General features: G+C 66.3%; 20 protein-coding genes. 12 read left to right on the forward strand and 8 right to left on the reverse strand.

Features of this window, described 5'->3' with window-relative positions; all coding sequences use genetic code 11:
- Positions 1-47 precede the first annotated feature (47 nt).
- Positions 48-1,580: an AMP-binding protein gene (locus BM150_RS10760; RefSeq protein ID WP_092926643.1), complete on the forward strand. Its 1,533-nt coding sequence runs from the start codon at positions 48-50 to the stop codon at positions 1,578-1,580.
- Positions 1,581-1,672: 92 nt separating this feature from the next.
- Positions 1,673-1,867, forward strand: coding sequence for a hypothetical protein (locus tag BM150_RS10765; protein WP_092926645.1), 195 nt, complete (start codon positions 1,673-1,675; stop codon positions 1,865-1,867).
- Between the two features lie 1,348 nt (positions 1,868-3,215).
- On the opposite strand, the gene BM150_RS10775 is transcribed toward BM150_RS10765, so the two are convergent.
- The 3 genes from BM150_RS10775 to BM150_RS10785 form a co-directional block, all read right to left on the reverse strand.
- Positions 3,216-4,142 carry a PfkB family carbohydrate kinase gene (locus BM150_RS10775; protein WP_092926647.1) on the reverse strand — a complete coding sequence of 309 codons (927 nt, stop codon included), beginning with the start codon at positions 4,140-4,142 and terminating at the stop codon, positions 3,216-3,218.
- Between the two features lie 115 nt (positions 4,143-4,257).
- Positions 4,258-5,721 carry a sugar porter family MFS transporter gene (locus BM150_RS10780; protein ID WP_092926649.1) on the reverse strand — a complete coding sequence of 488 codons (1,464 nt, stop codon included), beginning with the start codon at positions 5,719-5,721 and terminating at the stop codon, positions 4,258-4,260.
- Positions 5,718-7,013 (reverse strand): AGE family epimerase/isomerase, encoded by a 1,296-nt coding sequence (locus tag BM150_RS10785; RefSeq protein ID WP_092926651.1) that lies wholly within the window; start codon positions 7,011-7,013, stop codon positions 5,718-5,720. The genes BM150_RS10780 and BM150_RS10785 overlap by 4 nt, the downstream gene beginning before the upstream one ends.
- A gap of 284 nt (positions 7,014-7,297) precedes the next feature.
- On the opposite strand from BM150_RS10785, the gene BM150_RS10790 reads away from it, so the two are divergent.
- From BM150_RS10790 to BM150_RS25065, 4 genes are all read left to right on the forward strand, one after another.
- The gene (locus BM150_RS10790; RefSeq protein ID WP_175496774.1) at positions 7,298-8,374 is read left to right on the forward strand and encodes a LacI family DNA-binding transcriptional regulator; all 1,077 of its coding nucleotides are present in this window, start codon (positions 7,298-7,300) and stop codon (positions 8,372-8,374) included.
- A 1,142-nt stretch (positions 8,375-9,516) separates the two neighbouring features.
- Positions 9,517-11,079 carry a glycoside hydrolase family 32 protein gene (locus BM150_RS10800; protein ID WP_092926657.1) on the forward strand — a complete coding sequence of 521 codons (1,563 nt, stop codon included), beginning with the start codon at positions 9,517-9,519 and terminating at the stop codon, positions 11,077-11,079.
- A gap of 443 nt (positions 11,080-11,522) precedes the next feature.
- Positions 11,523-11,708, forward strand: a complete 186-nt coding sequence (locus BM150_RS24450; protein WP_217641542.1) for a hypothetical protein — start codon at positions 11,523-11,525, stop codon at positions 11,706-11,708.
- Between the two features lie 41 nt (positions 11,709-11,749).
- The gene (locus tag BM150_RS25065; protein ID WP_217641583.1) at positions 11,750-11,989 is read left to right on the forward strand and encodes a hypothetical protein; all 240 of its coding nucleotides are present in this window, start codon (positions 11,750-11,752) and stop codon (positions 11,987-11,989) included.
- A 730-nt stretch (positions 11,990-12,719) separates the two neighbouring features.
- On the opposite strand, the gene BM150_RS10815 is transcribed toward BM150_RS25065, so the two are convergent.
- On the reverse strand, positions 12,720-13,994 hold the full coding sequence (locus tag BM150_RS10815; protein ID WP_092926663.1) for a tyrosine-type recombinase/integrase: 1,275 nt from the start codon (positions 13,992-13,994) through the stop codon (positions 12,720-12,722).
- Positions 13,995-14,134: 140 nt separating this feature from the next.
- Here BM150_RS10815 and BM150_RS10820 point away from each other — a divergent pair, with 140 nt between their 5' ends.
- Both BM150_RS10820 and BM150_RS10825 read left to right on the forward strand, forming a co-directional pair.
- On the forward strand, positions 14,135-15,265 hold the full coding sequence (locus BM150_RS10820; RefSeq protein ID WP_092926665.1) for a coiled-coil domain-containing protein: 1,131 nt from the start codon (positions 14,135-14,137) through the stop codon (positions 15,263-15,265).
- A gap of 517 nt (positions 15,266-15,782) precedes the next feature.
- Positions 15,783-16,346, forward strand: a complete 564-nt coding sequence (locus BM150_RS10825; protein ID WP_092926667.1) for a dihydrofolate reductase family protein — start codon at positions 15,783-15,785, stop codon at positions 16,344-16,346.
- A gap of 231 nt (positions 16,347-16,577) precedes the next feature.
- Here the strand turns inward: BM150_RS10825 and BM150_RS10830 are convergent, their stop codons facing one another.
- Entirely contained in the window at positions 16,578-17,117 is a 540-nt protein-coding gene (locus tag BM150_RS10830; RefSeq protein ID WP_092926669.1) for a pyridoxamine 5'-phosphate oxidase family protein, read from the reverse strand.
- 628 nt (positions 17,118-17,745) lie between these two features.
- On the opposite strand from BM150_RS10830, the gene BM150_RS25255 reads away from it, so the two are divergent.
- The 3 genes from BM150_RS25255 (at position 17,746) to BM150_RS10850 (ending at position 19,740) form a co-directional block, all read left to right on the forward strand.
- Positions 17,746-17,937 carry a hypothetical protein gene (locus BM150_RS25255; RefSeq protein ID WP_092926671.1) on the forward strand — a complete coding sequence of 64 codons (192 nt, stop codon included), beginning with the start codon at positions 17,746-17,748 and terminating at the stop codon, positions 17,935-17,937.
- Between the two features lie 104 nt (positions 17,938-18,041).
- The gene (locus BM150_RS10845; RefSeq protein ID WP_092926673.1) at positions 18,042-18,989 is read left to right on the forward strand and encodes an NAD(P)H-dependent flavin oxidoreductase; all 948 of its coding nucleotides are present in this window, start codon (positions 18,042-18,044) and stop codon (positions 18,987-18,989) included.
- A 97-nt stretch (positions 18,990-19,086) separates the two neighbouring features.
- A complete protein-coding gene (locus tag BM150_RS10850; RefSeq protein ID WP_217641545.1) occupies positions 19,087-19,740 on the forward strand; it encodes a TetR/AcrR family transcriptional regulator in 654 nt (217 codons plus the stop codon).
- Between the two features lie 56 nt (positions 19,741-19,796).
- Here the strand turns inward: BM150_RS10850 and BM150_RS10855 are convergent, their stop codons facing one another.
- On the reverse strand, positions 19,797-20,360 hold the full coding sequence (locus tag BM150_RS10855; RefSeq protein WP_092926677.1) for an isochorismatase family protein: 564 nt from the start codon (positions 20,358-20,360) through the stop codon (positions 19,797-19,799).
- A 50-nt stretch (positions 20,361-20,410) separates the two neighbouring features.
- The gene (locus BM150_RS24100; protein ID WP_175496775.1) at positions 20,411-20,548 is read right to left on the reverse strand and encodes a hypothetical protein; all 138 of its coding nucleotides are present in this window, start codon (positions 20,546-20,548) and stop codon (positions 20,411-20,413) included.
- A 118-nt stretch (positions 20,549-20,666) separates the two neighbouring features.
- Between BM150_RS24100 and BM150_RS10860 the strand changes: the two genes are divergently transcribed.
- Positions 20,667-20,867 carry a ferredoxin gene (locus BM150_RS10860; RefSeq protein ID WP_092926929.1) on the forward strand — a complete coding sequence of 67 codons (201 nt, stop codon included), beginning with the start codon at positions 20,667-20,669 and terminating at the stop codon, positions 20,865-20,867.
- On the opposite strand, the gene BM150_RS10865 is transcribed toward BM150_RS10860, so the two are convergent.
- The gene (locus BM150_RS10865; protein ID WP_092926679.1) at positions 20,864-21,829 is read right to left on the reverse strand and encodes a MerR family transcriptional regulator; all 966 of its coding nucleotides are present in this window, start codon (positions 21,827-21,829) and stop codon (positions 20,864-20,866) included. The genes BM150_RS10860 and BM150_RS10865 overlap by 4 nt on opposite strands.
- Positions 21,830-21,852 lie beyond the last annotated feature (23 nt).

Below are 21,852 nucleotides of genomic sequence, written 5' to 3' on the forward strand. Positions count from 1 at the left end.
GGCGCCACGACTCGTACAGTTGCGGGCTACTGTGATCTGGAGGCCCCGTGTTCGTTCCGTTCAGCGTCTCCGACTTCATCGACCGTGCCGCGCGGGTCTACGCCGACCGCGTCGGTGTCGTCGACGAACCCGACCAGCCGGCACCGTCCCTCGGTGAGCTGACCTACCGTGAATTCGCGGGTCTGGCGGCACGGCAGGCCGCCCACCTCGATGAACTCGGCATCGGAGTGGGAGAACGGGTTGCCGTTGTCAGCCACAACAGCGCGCGGCTGCTCACCTCCTTCTTCGGCGTGGCGGGAACGGGTCGGGTGCTCGTCCCCATCAATTTCCGGTTGCGGCCCGACGAGGTGCGCTACATCGTCGAGCACTCCGGCGCGCGAGCGCTGTACGTGGATCCGGCCCTCGAAGCGGAACTCGGGGCGGTGACGGCCGAGCATCGCTACACGCTGGGCCAGGACGAGAACCTGTACGCACCGGGCGGTGCCGAACCACGCGCCTGGCAACCGGACGAGAACGCCACCGCCTGCATCAACTACACCTCCGGCACGACGGCCCGCCCGAAGGGCGTGCAGATCACCCACCGCAACATCTGGGTCAACGCGCTGACGTTCGGGCTGCACGCGGGTTTGAGCGACCGCGACGTGTACCTGCACACCCTGCCGATGTTCCATGCGAACGGGTGGGGGATGCCGTTCGCCACCACCGGGCTCGGCATCAAGCAGGTCGTGCTGCGCAAGGTCGACGGAGCAGAGATTCTGCGGCGTGTCCGTGACCACGGTGTCACCGTCATGTGCGCGGCCCCGGCCGTCGTCGCGGCCGTGCTCGACGCGGCCCGCGACTGGGAGGGGGAGATTCCCGGTCGCGGCAGCGTTCGGATCATCGTGGCCGGTGCGCCACCTCCCACCAGGACGGTCGCGCGAGTGGAGGAGGAGCTCGGTTGGGAATTCGTCCAGATCTACGGGCTCACCGAGACGTCCCCGCTGCTGACCATCAACCGCTCCCGTTCCGAATGGGACGAGCTCGCCACCGAGGAGCGGGCCGCCAAACTCGTCAGGGCCGGTGCTCCCGCGCTGGGCGTACGGCTGGGGGTCTCCACCGAGGAGGACAACGAAGGGGAGATCCTGGCCCGCTCCAACGTCGTGCTCGACAGCTACTGGGAGCAGCCCGAGGAGACCGCAGCGGTGCTGCGGGACGGTTGGTTCCACACCGGCGACGGCGGCACCATCGGTGAGGACGGCTATCTCACGATCAGCGACCGCAAGAAGGACGTCATCATCACCGGGGGCGAGAACGTCTCCTCGATCGAGGTGGAGGACGTTCTCTTCTCGCACCCCGCGGTCTCGGAGGTCGCTGTCATCGGCGTTCCCAGCGACAAGTGGGGCGAGACCATCAAGGCACTCGTGGTGCTGACCCCCGAGGTCGAGGCGCCGAGCGAAAGTGAACTGATCGCCTGGTGCAAGCAGCGGGCTGCCGGCTACAAGGCCCCCACGTCGGTCGAGTTCCGCGACGAGCTCTCGCGTACCGCCACCGGTAAGCTCCAGAAGTTCAAATTGCGGGCTCCCTACTGGACGGGGGAGTGACGACGGACGCCGATCCCCGTGCGCGGCCAAGCCCGGGGGAGCTGGCTGTCGTGGACGCCGGTGAAGTCCTGCCCTGGTGATACCCCTCCCGCGTGGATCCGCAGTACGGCGAGTGGTTGCGCATCGAGCTGGCCACCGGCTCCGTCCCGAGCTCCGACCCGGCTCACGAGCGGGCGGTGCTGCTGGCCTCGATCCGCGCCCACGCCGTGATCACCGGGCTCGACGAGTTCGCCGCGCACATGACGGCGACGATCCAGCAGGCGGCGATCCGGTCCGACGCCGGGTGACGGGAACTCCACCCGAAGAATCCAGTCGGGATTCGCTGTGGAGCCGTCGGTGCACGAAGCAGCAGATGCTCCGCTACCGGTATGTCTCCTATCGTCGAGGAAGCAACACCGCCAACCGAAGGAAAGACCGTGTCCGATCACTCGCACGCCGTTGCGTTCGATGTGCTCGAAACTCTGCTGAACCTGGATCCGCTCCGCGAGCGGCTGGAGAAGATCGGGCAATCCCCGCAGCTGCCGCACCCGTGGTTCATACGTTTCCAGCGAGACTCCTTGGTGCGAGCGACTGGAAGGCCGTTACGGTGACGTCTTCACCTCCCCCGATGTGAGCGGCGCCGACCTTGTCCGGGTCGCCGAACGGCTGCTGCAGCTCTCCGCTGGTTGAGCTTTCCTCAACCAGGGACGCACTTGTGGCGCCCGAGCGAGCAGGCGATTCCGGATGCTCACACCAGTCGTCGGACTCCTCTCCGAAGGCGGAATCACGCCTTCCATGACGAGTTCCGGCCTCGACCACGGATCATGCGCCGGCCGATCCGTGCCACGCCCCCTACTCCGGATGGAATTCCTGCGAGGTCACACGGGCACTTGCCCGCAGCGGTCCCATCGGAACCTCGGTTTCCGGGCGGCAGGGGTGATGCGACATCTTCTCCACACCTGATGAACATACGTCACCGTGACGATATTTGCCTATATGATTGATCCTCCCACAGGAAAGTTCCTGTCCGGTTCGGTCCGAACGAAAGATCATGACGGTCCCACCCCGCCTGCTCCGTACAGGGGCCTCGCCCAGTCCAGCAGAGTTCCGGTGCAGCCGGAGTCGGCCCACAGGTAGCGCAGGCTGGGGCAGGTGTATGTCACGCGTGCGAACAGGTTGCGGGCGGCTGTCCGGGACTCCTTGGTAGGGCGACTGACTAGACACCAATCGATCTACCAGGAGTCCCTTATTGTCCCCGCACCCAGCCCAGACACCAAGATCAGTTCAGGAACAGGCTATGAGGAAGTTTGCCCTGTCGAATTGACGGACGTGCACCAGGAAGCGCTGGTGCGATGCTGTACGAGATCGACAAATTCACAGCGGTGCGCGAGCTCGGGAAGCCGGAGCGGTGTTTTCCGACGCGGCACGGCCTGACTCCACTTTTCTGGTCGAACATCAACCCCTGTGGCCGGTTCGGGCTCGACTCGGACCGGCGTCCTGGACCTCGACACCATCACGTGAGCAGCGTCGGAGCCGGCCACATGATCACAGCACGGAGACAGAGCACGGGTGTTCGCCAAGGGGTGCACGAGGGTGCGAGTAGTCCCGGCGTAGCTCGGACCGCCGTCCCGTCGGCGGCAACAACCGGTCCCGAACTCACCCGGCAATGAGCTCACCACGATAGGGCGGGTTCGCGCCGGGGCGCGAGACCGTCACGCTGGCGGCGCGACCGGCGTAGGTCAGGATTTCGCGCCATGTGTCGGGCGTGAGCGCATCCAACCGAGTGCGTGCGTCGTGGCCCACTACATCCTTTGCCCAGAGCGCGTCGAGCAGGGCAGCGCCGACGGTGTCTCCAGCGCCGATGGTGTCCGCGACGACCACTCCCATCGGGGCTGGGGCATGCACTGTGCCGCTGTGTGTCAGCACGAGAGCACCCTCGTGGCTTTTCGTGACCACCACGGCGCGGGGGCCGTGTGCCAGGAGGTCTCGGGCGGCAGCGAGGTGATCGAGGTCTGGGTAGAGCACATCCAAGTCCTCCTCGGAGGCTTTGACCACGTCGCTGATCGCGACCAAGCGCTGCAGGCGGGCGAGCACCTCGGGACCTGATCCGGTCACGGCGGGTCGAGCGTTGAGGTCATAGCTGACCAGAGCGCCCACGCGAAGGCGGTCGACAAGCTCGTAGACCTGCTCACAGCCCGGCATGAGTACCGCTCCAAGGGAGCAAGCATGGAGTGCGACCGGCTGCACGCTGTCGGGCAGGGCGAGTGGGTTCAGCCGCCAATCGATGTCGAACCGGTACCGTGCGGCCCCGTCCGCGGCGATGGTAGCCACCGCCGCGGAGGTGTGGTCGATGGCAGCGACGTCGGTGGCCAGACGTACCTGGTCCCGCCCGAGGTGGTCGGCGATGAGCCGGCCGTGATCGTCGTCGGTGTAGCTGGTCGCGAACCAGGTCGGCCGTCCGAGACGGGCGAGGGCGACCGCGACGTTGGCGGCGCTGCCGCCGGGATAACCGATCACTGATCCGTCTCGTTCGTGCACGATGTCGACCAGGGACTCCCCCACGACGAGGGCTCCTTGCTGCATTGGATCACCTTTCGTGGCCGAGGCGCAGGCACTGGCACTGGGCTGTGCCGGCGCATGGGGGTGCCCCGGGGTGACTGCTCTAGGCCGACCCGGGGCACCCACTGCCGGTGTTCGGTCAGTTATGGGTCAAGGAGTCGGAGTCGCCCCGGACCCTGCCAGCGTCGAGCTGGGTTTCCGGGTTGTGCCGCAGCCCGAGGACGTCCTTCATCTCCTCCAGCGGCACGCCCTTGGTCTCGGGCATCAGCAACAGCACCCAGACGAGCTGGCCGACCATGCAAACGAAGAAGAAGGTGAAGGCTATCCCGCCACCGATCGCCTCTGCCAGCAACGGGAAGATCCAGGAGATGGCGGCAGCGAACCCCCAGTGAGTCAGTGAGCCGAATGCCTGACCTCGTGCGCGAATCGAGGTTGGAAAGATCTCGGAGATGAACACCCAGATGACTGCACCCTGACCGAAAGCGTGCGCGGCGACGAACAGCATCACCATGACCACCACGAGCAGGCTTGCCGTGCCGGAGAACGCCTCACCCTGGCTGAGGAAGGTCACCGCGAGAATTCCCAGTGTGAGCAAGTAACCGAACGATCCGACGAGCATCAGCTTGCGCCGTCCGAGCCGGTCGATCACGACGAGGGCGAGCATCGTCGAGATCAGGTTGATCAGCCCCACACCGGCGCTGCTGAGGAACGAGGCGCTTTCGTCCATTCCGGCCGATTCGAAGATCGAGGGAGCGTAGTAGAGCACCGCGTTGATTCCGGAGAGCTGATTGAAAGCCGCGATCGCGAGCGCCAGCAGGATGATCTTGCGGTGCGGGCGGGTGAAGAACGAGGTTCGTTGCTCGGTGTGCTCGGCCTCGTTCGCCTCGATGATCTCCTCGCGGGCCAGCTGTGCCTGGTGCGCGTCCGAGGCGAGGACCATGATCAAGCGATCAGCCTCCGCCACGCGTCCCACCTTCATCAGCCAGCGTGGGCTCTCCGGTACCAGCGCCAGCAACAGCACGAACGCGAGCGCGGGAAGCGCCTCGACGCCGAACATCCACCGCCAGGCCGTCGTCTCGGGTGCCACCTGGAGCACGACGTAGTTCGACAGGTAGGCCAGCAGAATGCCGAGCACGATGTTGAACTGGAACAGCCCCACCATGCGGCCGCGGAGTTTCGGCGGTGCCACTTCGGCGTTGTAGATCGGTGCGACCGCGGCGGCCGCGCCCACCCCGATGCCGCCGACGAAGCGCATCACCATGAACGACACCCAGCCGGGGGCCAGGGCGCTGCCGAGGGCGGAGATCGTGTAGAGGATCCCGATCGCGTACAGGACCTTCTTGCGTCCGATCCGGTCGGCCGGCTTTCCGAGCCCGGTGGCGGCGGCACCGACGATGGTGCCGATCAGGGCCGTGGCGACGGTGAAGCCGAGGCCTGCCCCGCCCAGGGAGAAAACCCGCTTCAGCGCCTCCGTGGTGCCGGAGATCACGGCGGTGTCGAAGCCGAACAGCAGGCCGCCGAGCGCGGCGATGACGGCGCTTCGGAGTACGAGCTGCTTGCCTGCGAGGTTGCCCGCGGGGGTTGGTGCGGTGCGATCTTTCATGCCGGGAAACCCTTCTCGGACCGGTGCTGGGTGCCAGGGGCTGCGGTCGTGGTCCGTGCCGGTCGACTGCCGTCGGCCAGCGCCGCGGCGAACGAGGGCACGATCGGGAGCTCGGGCAGCAGAGCCGTCTGGTAGGCGTGGTAGACATCGGGCTTACCGGCCCACACCTCGGCACTGGGAAAGTTGTCGGGACCGAGCTCGTGTCGCCAGGAGCCGTGCTCGCGGTCGACGAAGTAACGGTCGATGTAGGTCCACCAACGATCGGCGTGGTCGGCATACGCGTTGTCGCCGGTGACTCGGCGCAGCGTCTCGGCGGTGTTGACCGCCTCGGCGAGTACCCAGTGCATACGTTCCCGCACGACCGGGCGGCCCTGCCAGTCGGTGGTGTACACGAATCCGTCGACGCCGTCGGCCGCCCATCCGTCGGCGACGGCCCGCTCGGTGAGCGCGACCGCGGCTTCGAGCAGACCGTCCGGGGCTGCCTGCCCCAGACTGGCGTCGACCGCCACGAGCAGCCTGGCCCACTCCAGACCGTGTCCGACCGTGGCGCCGAAGGGACGGAAGGGATCCGCCGGTCGGTCGCGGTTGTAATCGAGCATCGGTGTCCAGCTGGAGTCGAAGTGCTCGGGAATACGCCAGTCGTTGGCCCGGGCCCAGCCGACGATGTTGGCGGCGATCCGGCCGGCGCGGTGGTGCCACACCGCGTCGCCGAGTACATCCCCGACTGCGAGGTAGGCCTCGACGGTGTGCATGTTGGCGTTGACGCCGCGGTAGTCGTCGAGCACCGTCCAGGCACGATCCCACTCCTCGACCGCCAGGCCCACCTCGTCGTCCCAGAAGTGGCGTTCGTGTACGTCGAGGGCCTCGCGGAGCAGGGCGTCGGAACCGGAGATCCCCGCTGCCGCCGCGGAACTCGCGGCCAGGCACACGAACGCGTGAGCATAGGCCTGCTTGGCGTCCTCGACCGGACCGCGTGGCCCCACGGCGGCGAACCAACCGCCGTGTTCCTCGTCGGCGAAGGTACTCGTGAGCGCCCGTACGCCGTGGGCCGCGAGATCCGTGAGGACGGCTTGATCGGGACCGCCGGGTGCCGGAGGTTCTTCGGCAAGTACCCCGAGGCTCATGACGTGGGTCATTCGGCAGGTGATCCACAATTCGACGGGTCGCTCCGCGACGAGCTGACCGGACTCGTCGAGCCAGCCGAAGCCGAGCTCGTGACGAGCGCCCTGGGCGAACCGGAGGAGGTCGGCGCGCTGTGCGGCGAGATGGGCGCGGTCGCCGGGACTGGGCATCTGTTCACTCCTTCGTGATGACCGGCCGTGGCCTGAGTTGCTGTGCCCGAAACCACAGTTGGCGAGTCAACTTAGCAGGAATGTCATCGATGTCAAACAGGGAATACAGAGTGCTTGCACAACCAGTGGCCGCCAAAACACCGGCACTGGAAGGCAAAAAGTGCCTAGTCAGGGAAAAACCGGAAACATCGAGCGACACGTATGTCATCGATAGACATGATGCGGGTGGTCCAGACCGAAGCCGTCGTTGGCGGTTAGGCTCAAGGACGAGGAAGGAGGCGGACGTGACAGCTGAGATCCCTCCGCGGCAGGGGCGCACCACGCTGCAGGATGTCGCCAGGCTGGCCGGGGTGAGTGCCAAGACGGCCGCGCGTGCGATCAACGGCGAGAGCAACGTCCGTTCCGACACGCGGGAGCGCGTCTTCACGGCGGCAGCGACGTTGAAATTCCGGCCGAACCGACTTGCCCGCGAGCTGCGTCAGAGCGCGCGTACCGGTGCCGTGGGACTGGTCATCGGCAATCTCGACAATCCGTTCTACTCCCAGCTCGCCGCAGGCGTCGATCATGCCCTTCGTGAGCACGACCTCGAACTGATCATCGCCTCGACCGACGACGAACCGGAGCGGGAGAAGGTCGTCGTGCAGGCGATGCTCGAACGCCGGGTCACCGCCCTGATGCTGGTTCCCTCCGCGACCGACCACAGCTATCTCGAAGGGGAGCGGCAGCTGGGGCTGCCGATCATCTTCCTGGACCGACCGCCGGTCACGGTGGTCGCCGACAGTGTGCTCTGGGACAACCACACCGACGTGCGGAAGGCGGTCCACGAGCTGGCCACGCGTGGCCACCGACGCATCTCTGCCCTGGCCGACAGCCCCGAACTCTTCACCGCCACCGAACGACTCACCGCATTCCGCGAGGCGCTGACCGAAGCAGGTATAGCCCCGGATGAAACGCTCATCCTGACGAGCATCCACGATGCCACGTCCGCCGCCTCCGCCACTGCCGACCTACTCGCTCGTGACGACCCTCCGACCGCCATCATCGCCCTCAACAACAGGATCAGCATCGGGGCGGTCAGCACACTACTGCGAGACGACCCGACGTGCGCTTTCGTCGGCTTCGACGACTTCGACCTCGGCGAGACCCTGGGCATCAGCGTGGTCACCAACGATCCCCGAGAGATGGGCAACTACGCCGGCCAGATCGCGCTCCGGAGAATCAGGGAAGGCACCGGTACACCAGAACGGATCTCCTTGCCGACCCGATTGGTCCAGCGGGGCTCGGGTGAGCGCCCGGCGTCATCACCGCACCCCTCCACCAGGGGATCCAGGCCTGCTCCTGGTCTATCCGGCAGCGACTGATACGTACTTCGTTTTGTCCACGGGGCAGGCAGCAGCGGCGTCCGCGACTGGGTTTGCGGTCTCGGACAGCGGATGCGTCCCGGCCGGAAAGATAGTCGGTCGCCACACGCTTTAGAGAGGTGCGGTCGCCGTACCTCCCGAAAGCGATGTAGCAGCTACCGTCACTCGACTTCCGTATCGACAAGTAGGACGGTTCTGCGCGCACTGGATCGTGCTCCGCTCGACATCAGCTCGGACTGGTCCGGAGTCGTCATTCCACCCTAGACCGATGCCCCTTTCGGGGCCGATGAAGGCAACCTCGACGAAGGCCCTGCGATGCACAGGGTTCGACGGTGGCAAGGGTGCACCCCGCAGGCATTCGCCGACCACCAGCTGCACGTACGGACACGTGTCGAGAGCGAACAGAGCCCGACGCCTATCCAGATTCGAACGTCTCCGGAGAGCACACACCCCGGGATCCCATGGAAGGGGCGGCAACGGTGGGAACCGCCGTTGCCCAGTTTTCTGAGCCACGTTGTGTTCAAGAACGAGCTCGCAGCGGGCTCGTGAGCTCGGATGAGGGCTCGGTTTGGATGATCATGATTCTCCGCCGAGCGGAGACCGCCCCATTGACAACACCGCGACAGCAAGCATACTCGGTCAATACCAAAACCAAAGTCACACAGAACCAGTCGAAACCGGTCACTGTGCTGGCCATCAACCCGTTGACCCGGCTTCGAGTCCGTATCTCTGCGTGCGCCCAGAGATCCTGTGCGTCGCCGTGAGATGAGAGGTCCCGGGGACGAACTGTCCGTGCCGAAAAGGGTTCCTGCTTATGTCCACTTCGTTCGCTGCGCCCAATGATCGCAGGGGGTGTCCTCACCGGACTCAGCTTCGCCGAAACGGCATTCGCCGCCACCCGACCATCTGGATGTTCAACAGCGAGTTCCCGATGGCGGTGCGCGGCACGGCAGACCGGGCTGGGTACGGCGACGTACTGGACGCCGGACGTCACCGTCTCGAGCTCGGTGCCGAGCTCCATCGACGTCGTCACCATGACCGGGCTGTTCTGGAGCTGGACGACTTTCGGCGTGCTCGGCGCGCAGCCAACACCAAACCACCGCTGGTGCCGTTGCCAGCGTGACAAGGATAAGGAGGTCGGTATGCATCACCCCGACAACCCGTTCGAAGTTCACCGACCGGCTCACCTCGGGCGGCGTGGTTTCCTACTCGGAACCGGTGTGCTCGTCACGACCGGACTCATCGCACCACAGCCACGAGCTGCGATCGCGGGCGAGAGCTCAGGCACCCCTTACTGGCGTCCCACCGTGCACTTCACGCCGCAACGCAACTGGATGAACGACCCGAACGGCATGGTCTACTTCCGAGGCGAGTACCACCTGTTCTTCCAGCACAATCCCTACGACGATCAGTGGGGAAACATGTCGTGGGGCCACGCGGTCAGCCACGACCTCTTGCACTGGGAAGAACTTCCGGTCGCGCTCGAGCCCGACGAACTCGGCACGATCTTTTCCGGTAGCGCCGTTGTCGATCACGACAACACGAGTGGTCTCTTCGACGCCGAACCTGGCCTAGTGGCGATCTACACCAGCGCAGGCGAGACCCAACAGCAAAGCATCGCCTACAGCGCGGACCGCGGGCGCACCTGGACGAAATACTCCGGAAACCCTGTCATCGAGAACCCGGGTGTGGCCGACTTCCGCGACCCGAAGGTCTTCTGGCACGACGAGACGCAGCGGTGGGTCATGTCGCTGGCCGAGGGGGACCGGATCGGTTTCTACGCCTCCCCCGACCTGCTGAACTGGCAGCGGCTCAGCGAGTTCGGCGCCGACCAGGGGGCACACGGCGGTGTGTGGGAGTGCCCCGATTTGTTCCGACTCCCCGTCGAGGGGCACCCCGGCCGCAGCAAGTGGGTCCTCATAGTCAGCATCAACCCGGGCGGTCCGGCCGGCGGATCCGGAACGCAGTACTTTCTGGGTGAGTTCGACGGGACCCGGTTCCATAACGACGGCGACTCCGACGAAGTCCGGTGGATCGATCAGGGCGCGGACTTCTACGCGGCCGTGACCTGGTCGAACATCCCCGAGGCGGACGGCCGCCGCCTGTGGCTGGGCTGGATGAGCAACTGGCGGTACGCCAGCGACGTCCCCACCTCACCGTGGCGGGGCAGCATGTCCGTACCGCGGGAACTGCTCCTCATCGAAACCGATACCGACCTGCGACTGGCCCAGCGACCAGTCGCAGAACTGGAACGGGTGCGCAGGAGACCACGACGCTGGTCCGGCGCGGTCTCCGACGCGCCGGAGTATCGTGGATCCGAGCTGGACATGACCGCCGAGTTCCAGCTCGCCGGTGCCTCAGCGACGTCGTTCGGGTTGGAGGTTTTCACCGGCAGCGACCAGGTCACCCGCGTCGGCTACGATGTCACTGCTCGGCAGCTTTTCGTCGACCGAGCCGCCTCGGGCGCCACTGTCAGCGACGGGTTCCCGGCACGGCACTCAGTCGAGCACATCCCGAACGACGGCGTCGTGCGGATGCGGATTCTGCTGGACCGCTGCTGCGTAGAAGTGTTCGGTGATCGTGGCCAGGTCGTACTCACCGACCTTGTGTTCCCGCAGCCGCGCGGCAACCGCGTGCGTCCGTTCGCCGAGAACGGCGAGGTCACCCTGAACTCGTGGGAACTTTACGAACTCGACGCCCACTGAGACCGCCAGCTTCCCATACCAGCACGGACAGAAAGCACTCAACTCGACTCTTGATGCACGGCGCGGCGCGTGCCACCCCGAAGATGGAAATTCCGCGCCGCGAGGTCTGCTCCGATCCAGAGCTTGGACTGAGCGGGGCATCCCAGGCGCGGAGGGCCGTAGATGGTGGAAACGGACGCGTCGTCCACAGCGTCCGGTTCCTCCTCACTCACGTCAGGGGCCCGGTTGGCTACGACCGGGGGCTGGGGCTGGCCTACCCGGACCGGAATCTGCCGGAGACCAAGGGATCCAGCTTGGAGAACGTCGCCCGACCACACTGCGCGGGCGCACGAGCCAGGCAGTCGAGAGGACGTTCTCGACGGCGGCAGGGAAACCATGGGAAGCGCCATGTTCGACATGTCCCGAAGAGTTCTGTTCCGGCTCGCCGCGGTGGGAACGACTGTGTGGACGATGCCGCCTACCGGGGAGACCGCCCGACTTCTCTGGAAACCCACCGGTCGGATTTCCACTTTACCGTCCCGAAGGAATGGAAGCATGATCCGCAACGTCCCGTCTTCATCAACGGCACGTACTACTACTACCTGTACAACGCGGACTACGCCAGCAGTGGGTCAAGCACCACGTGGTGACTGGCCAAGACCGAGGACAACATGGTGTTCCGCGATGAAGGATCGCGACTCCGAAGAGCACAACGGCCAACGGTGATCTGTGGTCCGGCTCGGCGATCGTTGACACCGACGATACCGCCGGTTTCGGAGCGGGCAGCGTTATCGTGCTCGCCACCCAGCGCGATCACGCCAACGGTGACGCACAGGCGCAGTTCCTCTGGTATTCGACCGACTCCGGCCACACCTTCACCACTGGGAGACGGACCGGTGCCGCCCACCCCCGGTGTGCCGCACTTCCGTGACCCGAAGGTCGGCCGGGACACCGAACGCGGGCACTGGGTTGTGCTCGTCGCCGAGGGAAACAAGATCGGCTTCTACGCGCGGTCAATCTCCAACGTTGGGCTTAAACCGGCGAGTTCGTCGAGGACGGACTCGGGCTGCTGGAGTGCCCCGATCTGTTCCGGAGCCGAACACATCAGCTCGCCGGGACTGAGCGACGCTCGGCTACACGGGCGTTCCACACGGATGGAGGAAACCAGTGTTGACCTGTGATGAGGCTCGGTGCAGAACCCTGACTCGTTACTGCTGTTGCTGATCGTATTTCGGTTTGATCGATCTGGTGATTTTGTCGGGTGGTGTCGGCTGCCGGTTGGTTCAAGGCGGACGGCGAGCGAAACTCACCGTGCAGCGAATCGTCCGGCGTGCCCCGCACCACCGTTTACGGCTACCTCACCAACACCAACCAGCAACCCCTACCTTGCGGTTCGCGGGAGCCCCGGGACGACTGGGCCCAGGGGCCACCACGGCCACCGCGTCCTGTGACGAGGTCCGGTCTCGACTACGAGGCATGATCCGGTCGATCATGGCCACGGACCTTGCTGGAATCTCGGAGGTCGCACAGCTACTTGCCTGCCGCTGTCCCATTGAAACTTTGTCCCGCCCCGCAGGCGGTGTGATGAGACATCTCCTCCGCCGCCTGCGGAACATCCGTCACCGTGATTTTATTGGCCCATGCGGTGAGATTCTCGTTCGTCACTCCTCTTCGTCCTCATCCGGTTCCGTCGTGGGGTCGGTGACCTCGGTGGTCGAGTGCAGAGTGGTGGCGACGAGGTCGGCGGCGCTGCGTTCGGGGTGGCGGGCGGCGTGGTTGTAGACGCTCTGGGTGGTGGCGATGCTGGTGTGACCGAGGTCGGCCTGGACATCGGCGAGGGCGGCACCGGATTCGACGGCGGTGGTGACGTAGAAGTGACGCAGCGCGTGGGGGTGGAGCGCTTCGGCGATCTCGCGCAGTTCGGGGCTGGCTCCCGCCAGCCTGCGCAGCAGCTGCCACAGCCCTTGGCGGGTGCATCGACGGCCGCTGCGAGTACTGATCAGAGGTTGGGGACCGGAGCTGGTCTGGCCGCGTGGGGCTGGACGGTTGCTCTGCTGGGTGGCGTCGCGAGTGTGCAGGTAGTCGGTCAGGGTGGTCTCGACGCTCTCGGGTAGGTAGACGATGCGGGGTTTGTCGCCCTTACCGGGGACACGCAGCGCGCGGCGACCGCGTGTGGTGTGCAGGTCGGAGCGGTTGAGAGCGCACATCTCGCTGACGCGCAGCCCCAGGGTCAGCAGGGCGACCACGGTCGTGGCGCGGGCGGTGTCCTGCGGGGAGGCGCCGCGTCGAGGAGTGGCCGCTGCGGTGTAGAGCGCGCGCACCTGCTCCACGGTGAGGTTCAGCGCGTGGCCGGTCTCGCGGTTTCCGGACAGCCCGAGGCGGCGACGGTTGAGCGCTGCCGGGTTACCGCTGGTCAAACCGGTTTCGGCGAGGTGTGCGTAGAGGGCTTTGAGGGTGGCGAGCATGCGTTCGCGAGTGGTGCGGGCCGCCTCGGCGGTGGCCAGTTCGTCCAGCCAGGCTTTGACGTGGGCGCTGTGGGCTGACAGGGGATCGATCCGGTGAGCGGCGCACCACCGCAGCCAGTGCAGCTCGCGCAGTTTTCCCGGTGCCGCGGGCGGAGGGCGTCGGGTGGTCGTCTGCGGAGTCGGTGTCCGCGGGTCGAGACCGAGGACTGCGGCGTAGGCATCCACCGTGGCCCCCCAGCCGGGTGGGCCTGATTCCGCGGCGGCCCAGTCGGCCAGTTCCTCGCGTCCCGCGGGCAGGCCGAGGCCGGTGGCGTAGGTGCGGCGGGTGGCGGCATTGCCGTAACCGGCCAGCCAGTCGGCGATGGCGGCCAGCAGTCGTACCGGTTGTTCGGCGCCGGGCCACGGTTCATGGGGGTGCCCAGTTTTCGGCGTCCTCGATGCGGCTCGCTCCAGCGGGCTGTTCTTAGTCATTTTCACCTTTCGAATCCTCCTGCGGCACGTCTCATCGAGGTTAGCAACAAAACAACATTTTCGTAGCAAAGGTAGTTATTTATAATAAAACTCAAAACCAATGTTGCGATATATATAACTTAAAACTAGGCTGATGGATCATGGAAACTGCCACCGACGACACGGCCCCGCAGGGCCGGTGCAAGCTGGCCGTCTGCCGCGCCCCACTGCCTCCCGCCGGCCCCCGGGGTGGTCGACCTCCCGAGTACTGCCCGGACCGCACCTGGCCCGGCGGCAAGACCTGCAAACAACTCGCCGCCGCCCAGTCCGCCCTGCACGAGGCTTTCGGCGACGCCCCCGGTGCCACGTTGGACAGCGCGGCCGGCGACTTCGCCCGAGCCGCCGACGCCCTCGCCGCTCCACTGTCCGAGCTGCACGCTGCCCTGGAACAGGTACGCGGCCAGGTCACCGAGGAACTGGGCACCGCCGCGGCAACCGCCACCAGCGCTCGCGCCGAAGCCGCCGAAGCCCACGAGACAACCCGAATCGCGGAGAACGCTCGTACCGAGGCCGAGCAGGCCCAAGCACTCGCCGAGCAGGCCCGATCAGAGGCCGAAACCGCCGCGACCGAAGCCCGAGGAGAAGCCGAGCAAGCCCGGTCCGAGGCCGAGCAGGCCCGCTCGGAGCGAGCCGCCGCCATCGACGCACAGCACCGGGCCGAAACCCAGGCCGCCGCGCACGAGGCCACCGCGACAGCCGCCACCGACCGCGCCACCACGGCCGAGGAGCGTGCCGCGACCGCGACCACCGAGCTGACCCAGGCGCGCGAACGCATCGCCGCCCTGGAGGCCGAACGTGACGCGTTGCGGTCCACGCTGGAGACCGAGCGCCGAACGCACGAGACCACCGAGGCAGACCTCCGGCACGCCCGCGACACCGCCCAGACGGCCACCCAGGCCGCCGAGACTCGCGTCGAACAGGCCCAAACTCACCTCAACCAAGCGCTGACTCGCGCGGACAACGCCGAGACCCGTGCCGAACAGGCCGAATCCCAACTCAGCCAGGTCCACCAGCTGGCTACCGACGCAGCTGCCGACGCCGCCACCGCACGGGCAACCGCCGAGACCGTCACCAGCGAACTGACCCAGGCCAGGACCCGACTACGGAACCTGCACGAGGTCCTTCTCCAACCGCACGAGACCGACGAGCATCTCCGGAACCGTCTGCTCACGGCCCTGCTCCACGATCCGGCCGAGCAGCCTCCGGACCCCGATGAGACCGGCACACCATGAGCGCCCATGGTCATTCCACCCGCTGATCACAGGTCGTTAGCACGGCATCCGTGGCGGCGGAGTCCCCGGTTCCTACGTCGGGCCGCAGGTTGGGGACTGCTCGATCGTGGTGTGCGCCGGATCGCGGTCATCGGGAGTGGGTGGGGTGGGGGAAAACGATGTTCTCCGTGAGCTCGGTGTCGTACGGGGAGTGCTGTGGTCAACCTCGAGAGTTCTACCGGTGCCCCGGCCGGCGCCGTCCCGACCACCAGTGCTGGTGCCGCGACAGGAATAGGTGCTGGACGGAGTGCGAGCTCGTGCTGCTGCTTGGGCGAGAGCTTGGGCTGCTTGCCACGCAGCTTTCCCCCGGCCACGGCACGCCACCCGCTGCGTCTGCGGGTGTGCGTAAGGGCTTCCCTTCCGTACGCAGCATCCGCTCGGCGTGGTGGTCAACCGGCCCTCACTGTGGCCTGGCCGATGAATCATCCGCGCCGTGTTGGTCTGTACGCCGAATACGGACTCACGGGAGGCTGACGCCATGCGGAAACTGACTTTTGGCATGAACCTGAGCCTGGACGGCTACATCGCCGCGCCCGGCGACGACCTCAGCTGGAGCGTGCCGAGCGACGAGCTGTTCCAGTGGTGGTCCGACCGGGTGGGGGAGACGGGCCTGGCGCTGTACGGGCGCAAACTGTGGGAGACGATGAGCTCCCACTGGCCGACCGCCGACCAGCAGCCTGGCGCCACACCGGCGCAGATCGAGTTCGCCCGTCGTTGGCGGAACATGCCGAAGGTGGTGTTCTCCTCGACGACCAGCGCAGTCGACTGGAACGCCCGCCTGGTCACCGGCGACGCTGTAACCGAGATCACCCGGATCAAGACTGAGGATGGCGGTCCCATGGATGTCGGCGGCGCCACCCTTGCTGCGGCGGCCATGCGGGCCGGGCTGATCGACGAGTACGCGATCGTCGCCCACCCGATCCTGGTGGGCGGCGGCACGCCGTTCTTCACGGCCCTGGACAACTGGGTGAATCTGAACCTGGTGGAGATCCGGACGTTTCCCGACGACGTGCTTCTGACCAGGTACGAGACCAGGCGCTGAATATCCGACCTCGGATCGGCGCGGTCTCGGGCCACCCAGGGATCCCGTCCCGCTGAGGGGGCGGTTTGCGAGACCCGAGCTGCACCGTCGTAGCCTTACCTTGTGCTCAGGCTCGGGATTCCCGTGATCGGCGTGGCCGACATGGATCGCGCTGTCAACTTCTGGACGTGAAGATGTCAACCTCGACTGGCCCCGGAGTGACGGCCTGAGATGGACCCGCGCGAGCTCTCTTCAGACTGACGGTTGTTGGTCGAGCAGCCTGACGGGGTCGGCGCTGTAGGCGACCATCCAGCTGGGGTCGATGCGATACCACACGTTCTCGTCCCAGAACGGATCGTCGCCGTCGCCGTCGTAGTGGTTGACGAGGTAGTCGCGGATTGTCGGCCAAGTCGGGTCGCTGCTCGTCCCCTCGGAGTTCAGCGGAACGGCGTGTCCATGCGTGAAAATGCCGAGCTGCTCGCCGCGCATGAAGGTCGCGCTGATGCCGGGCCGCGCCGCGAGATGACGGGCTTTAGCGGCCTGACGGTGGGTGCCGACGATCCAACGGCCGTGCAGGAGGTGCCCGTCGGCGCCGCTGATGCGTGGCTCACCATGCCGGGTGACCGTGGCAATGGCCAGGGTGCACATGCCTTGGCAGACTCGGACGACCTGCTCGGCGTCCAAGGTACTTTCACCTGGCCGGATGATCGATTTGAGGTGGCTGCTGGAGTCAGTCCAAGACGTGTCGAGCAGGACTTGAAGGCTGCGGAGCTCGTCGAGAGTTTCGAACATTCGGCTAGTTAATCAGCTCCCACCGACAAAAGCGCCCGTTCGCCGATGCGGATTAGCTGGGCAGCGACTCTCTCGCCTCTCATCAAGGCCAACCGGCTGCTCCGCCGACGAACAAGACCGCACCGCCCAACAACAGCGCCTGACCGAGCTCGGCGTCGCTGACGAGCGGATCTATCTTGACCACGGACTGACTGGAACCACCCGAGCCCGCCCTGGTCTCGATACCGACTGACCCGCCGACCTACTCTGCCCCTCAGGACAGCTTCAGGAGCACAGGGCCAAGGAAGAATCCGGGACGAAGAGCCCGCACAGCCGATCGTGTCGTCGAGGGCCACTTCGGCCGGCGCCTCGTCCCATTACCGCTGGAACTCGTCACGATCGGTGGGCCGGTGCGGTCGTTGTCGGCCTGGATGAGCGGAGATCCGCATCTCGGAGAACGAATGGTCGAGCGGTGTGTGCGGATGTTCGTCGCCGTCGACGACACGTTCCGAGACGCAGGTTCCGGGGCCATTCGTCGCCGCGTCCGGCACGAGCTCCTCTCGGAAACCGCGGCGAACGTTCTTGACACCCACCGCCCCGGGCCATAGCGTGAGATCAATACTTAGCGAGCGATAAGTAAGCTCCGCGGGTGCTCGATCGAGACACGACCTCGACACGTGGCGGTTCCTCCGTCGGAGGTCCGCAGGGGCACCGACCGGACCGTTCGGGAGGAATCGGGATGCTGATCGAGGGAAGTTCAGCAGTGGTGACAGGTCGAAACCCCATGCTCAACGGGGAAACGATCCGACTGGACGGCGTCCTGCGCATGGCACCGCGCTGACCTGTGACGCCCGTTACTCGTATTCCGCTTTCCCCAGCGTCCCGAGACCACCACATCGCCGAGTAGGCACCAGGAGACATGCCGTGCGAACGCGCTTCTGTGACATGTTCGGAATCGAACACCCGATCACCCTCGGCGGGATGCAGTGGGTGGGCCGCGCGGAACTGGTCGCGGCGGCCGCGGAATCCGGAGTGCTGGGATTCCTCAGCGCACTCACCCAACCGAGCCCCGAGGACCTGGTCAAGGAGATCGCTCGGTGCCGGGAGATGACGGATCGACCGTTCGGTGTGAATCTGACGATCCTTCCCTCCATCAACCCACCGCCGTACGAGGAGTACCGCCAAGCGATCGTCGAATCGGGCGTGCCGGTGGTGGAAACGGCCGGGGCGAACCCGGCCGAGCACGTGCCGGTCTTCCACGAGGGCGGAGTTCGGGTACTGCACAAGTGCACGAGCGTTCGACACGCCGTCAAGGCACAGCGTGTGGGAGTGGACGCGGTCAGCATCGACGGTTTCGAGTGCGCGGGCCATCCGGGTGAGGACGACATTCCCGGCTTGGTGCTGATCCCGGCGGCTGCGAACGCGATCGATGTTCCGATGATCGCCTCCGGCGGCTTCGGAGACGCCCGCGGTCTGCTCGCCGCGCTGGCTCTCGGCGCCGACGGGATCAACATGGGAACCCGATTTCTGTGCACCAGCGAGGCCCCCGTTCACGAACGGATCAAGGAACAGATGGTGCGAGCTTCCGAGTTGGACACCGAGCTGATCTTTCGACCGTTGCGCAACACAGCACGTGTCGCGCGGAACGCGGTCAGCCGCGACGTCGTGCGGATCCTGGACTCGGGCGGGGCGTTCGAAGACGTCAGGGAACTGGTTTCCGGTGCGCGGGGCAGCCAGGTCTACGAGACCGGTGACCCCGACCACGGCATATGGAGCGCAGGTCTCGTGCTCGGGTTGATCAACGACATTCCCACCGTCGCGGAGCTGGTGGACAGGATCATCACCGAGGCGCACTCGATCCTCGACGAGCGGTTGAACGTGCTCGCGAACTGAAGTGGTTCGCCCCGCTTCGCCGCACAGGGGCGGAGTCGGCGGATACGTGTGTGATGGGATGTCTGCCGTGCGAGCTTCACGGTACCCCGCCGCGGCCGTGTCAACATCCGATTGGCGCGTGTTCGCCGGTGAGGAGCTGTCACCGATCCTGCGTGGCGCCCTGGAGATGTTTCACGAGCACGGGTACCACGGAACGTCCGTGCGGATGATCGCCAACAGGGTGGGGGTCACCGTACCCGCGCTGTACTACCACTACGAGAACAAGCAGGCGATGCTCGCCGCGCTGCTGGAGTCCGGCCTCCGGGAACTGGTCACCCGTGCTCACCAGGCGGTCGCCGAAAGCAGCGAGGACCCCGTGGAACGGTTCGCGAATCTGGTCGAGTGCCTCGTGCTGTGCATGACACATCGGTTGCAGTGGGCCTCGTTGGACTCCGAGCTGCGGCACCTCGACTCCGTCAACCGGGAACACTACGCGGCGCTTCGCAAGGAGATCGAGACCCTGTTCGCCACGATTCTGCACACGGGTACACAGCGGGGGATTTTCGACACCGCTGGTGTCACGGACACCGCACGAGCGCTGCTCGGCATGTTTCAGGCCATCGTGACCTGGTACGACCCGGCCGGATCAGTATCGCCGGAGGAGCTCGCCGAACGCTACGTCGGGATAGCCGCCCGCTGCGTGGGCGTCAGTGAGCGGGTGCTGCGTCGGCTCGATTCACGTGGTGGTACTCGTCCGGATCGGACCGAGTAGCACCACGCGCCGTGCCGCCCGACCCGCTGCGTGGTGGGAGCTGTCCCCAGGAGCGCTCAGCCCACCGGTTCGAACCCGACCCCATCGGTCGGAACGGTCTGGGCGGCACGTCCCGGCGCACCGGAGTGGTTCCAGTAGAGGTTGGTGTAGGCGATCGCCTCCGCGGCACCGATCGGCGAGCCCAGCTGCCGTAGGTCCTCGGTGGTGTGGGCGTCCCCGACCAGCACGGTGTCGTAGCCGCGCACCAACGCGCCGTGCAGTGTGGCGCGGATGCAGGCGTCGGTCCGGGCGCCGGTGACCACCAGCCGTCCCACCCCGCGTGCGGCCAGGACCGGCTCCAGCTCGGTTTCCTCGAAGGAGTCGCCGTAGCGCTTGTGCACCAGCGGCTCGTCGTCGTTCCGGGAGAGTTGGGGAACGTATTCCCATTCGGGCGAGCCGAAGGCCAGTTCCTCGTCGGAGTGCTGCACCCACACCACCGGGACCGCTTCGGCGCGGGCTCGGTCGACGAGCGCACCGATGTTGGCGACAACGGCATCGCGGTTGTGGGCCTCGGCGACGACACCGCGCTGCATGTCGATGACGAGCAGGGCGGAACGGGGCCGGTCGGGCAGGCTGGGCATCGGAACGCACCTCGGCATCTCGTGTCGGTCGACCACTGAGAAGTCGGACTCTACCGGCGGGCACCGACAGGGCCGCCGGTCTCGACGGCGACGCGTTCCTGCTCGGCGCCGGTGTGTGGCAGCAGCTCGCGTGTGGCCTCGGGCTGTCGGTCGGCCGCCCTCGGACCGATATCAGGGCCGGTGGTCACGTTCGGAGTTTCACTGTCACTTCGCGCACGCCTCCGTTGAGACGATCCTCTCGGAGTGGTGTCGGCGTACGATCAAGACGGTTTTCTGTCCAACTGGCGAAGAACCAACGGAGGCACGATGAAAATCGAGATCGACGAGGAGAAATGCATCGGCGCCGGGCAGTGCGTCATGAGCGCCCCGGAAACCTTCGATCAACGTGACGAGGACGGAGTCGCTTTCCTGCTCGAGGAGTCACCGGCACCGAAACGTCGGGCGCGGGTCCATGAGGCCGCGACACTGTGCCCGGCCGCCGCGATCACGGTTGTCGAGGACCACTAGATCTGGTTCCTCGGCAGAGTGTTCTCCCGGAACCAGGTCAACACCTGCCCGGCGTGCTCTCGCGGCGCGGAGACCGGGTGGAAGACGTGTTCGACCAGGCCCTCGCGCACGATCAGGGTCAGCCGCTCGTACAACCGCAGCCCATCCGCCCGGAACGTGGGAAGCCCGAGCGCTCGGGCCAGGTTGTGCGTGGGGTCGGACAGCATCGGAAACGGCAGGGCCAACCGTTCGACCAGTTCACGCTGGTACTCGGAGTGCTGGCTGGACAGGCCGAACACCCCTGCCGCGCCCGCTGTCAGCAGTTCCCGGTGGTGATCGCGAAAACCGCACGCCTCGGAAGTGCAGCCACGTGCTCCGGGGATCGTGTCCCAACCGTCGGGCAGATCGACCCGCGGGCTGCCGGTGAGCGGGTAGACATAAACCACTGTGCGCCCCGCTCCGAGTTCGTCGAGGCGAACCGTCCCGCCCTGGGTGTCACGCAACGGCAGACGCGGCATCGGCGTGCCGGGCAGCTCCCTGACGCTGCCGCCGGCAGGCGCGGGCGAGTCATCGGCCGGGGCCGGGTGGGCTCCCGCTTGCCGAACCGTGTCGGCCTGCGAATCAACCTCGCTGCGGCGGGCGGCCCGCGCGAGCTGCTCGCGCAGCGCCGCCCGGCGGGTGGTCAGTTCGTCGATGCGGTGCGTGAGCTCGTCGATGGCGTCCCGGTAGGTGGCAAGTGAGGCGGGGCAGTCGTCGGCGTGCCCGTGACCGGCCGTGAGGCAGTCCAGGAACGGCCGGCTACGTCCCGCGGGAATTCCGAGCTCACCGAGCTCCCGGATCTGCCGCACCAGCCGCACGTCGTGCTCCCCGTAATTCCGATAACCGTTGGCCAGCCGCGCGGGATGGAGCAAACCCAGCGACTCGTAGTAGCGCACCGCTTTGCTCGTCACGCCGGCCCTGCGGGCCACTTCACCGATCCGCATCCCTGTCACCACCACGAACGCTA

Origin of the sequence: Actinopolyspora alba (assembly GCF_900112765.1) — a bacterium.
Lineage (GTDB): Bacteria > Actinomycetota > Actinomycetes > Mycobacteriales > Pseudonocardiaceae > Actinopolyspora > Actinopolyspora alba.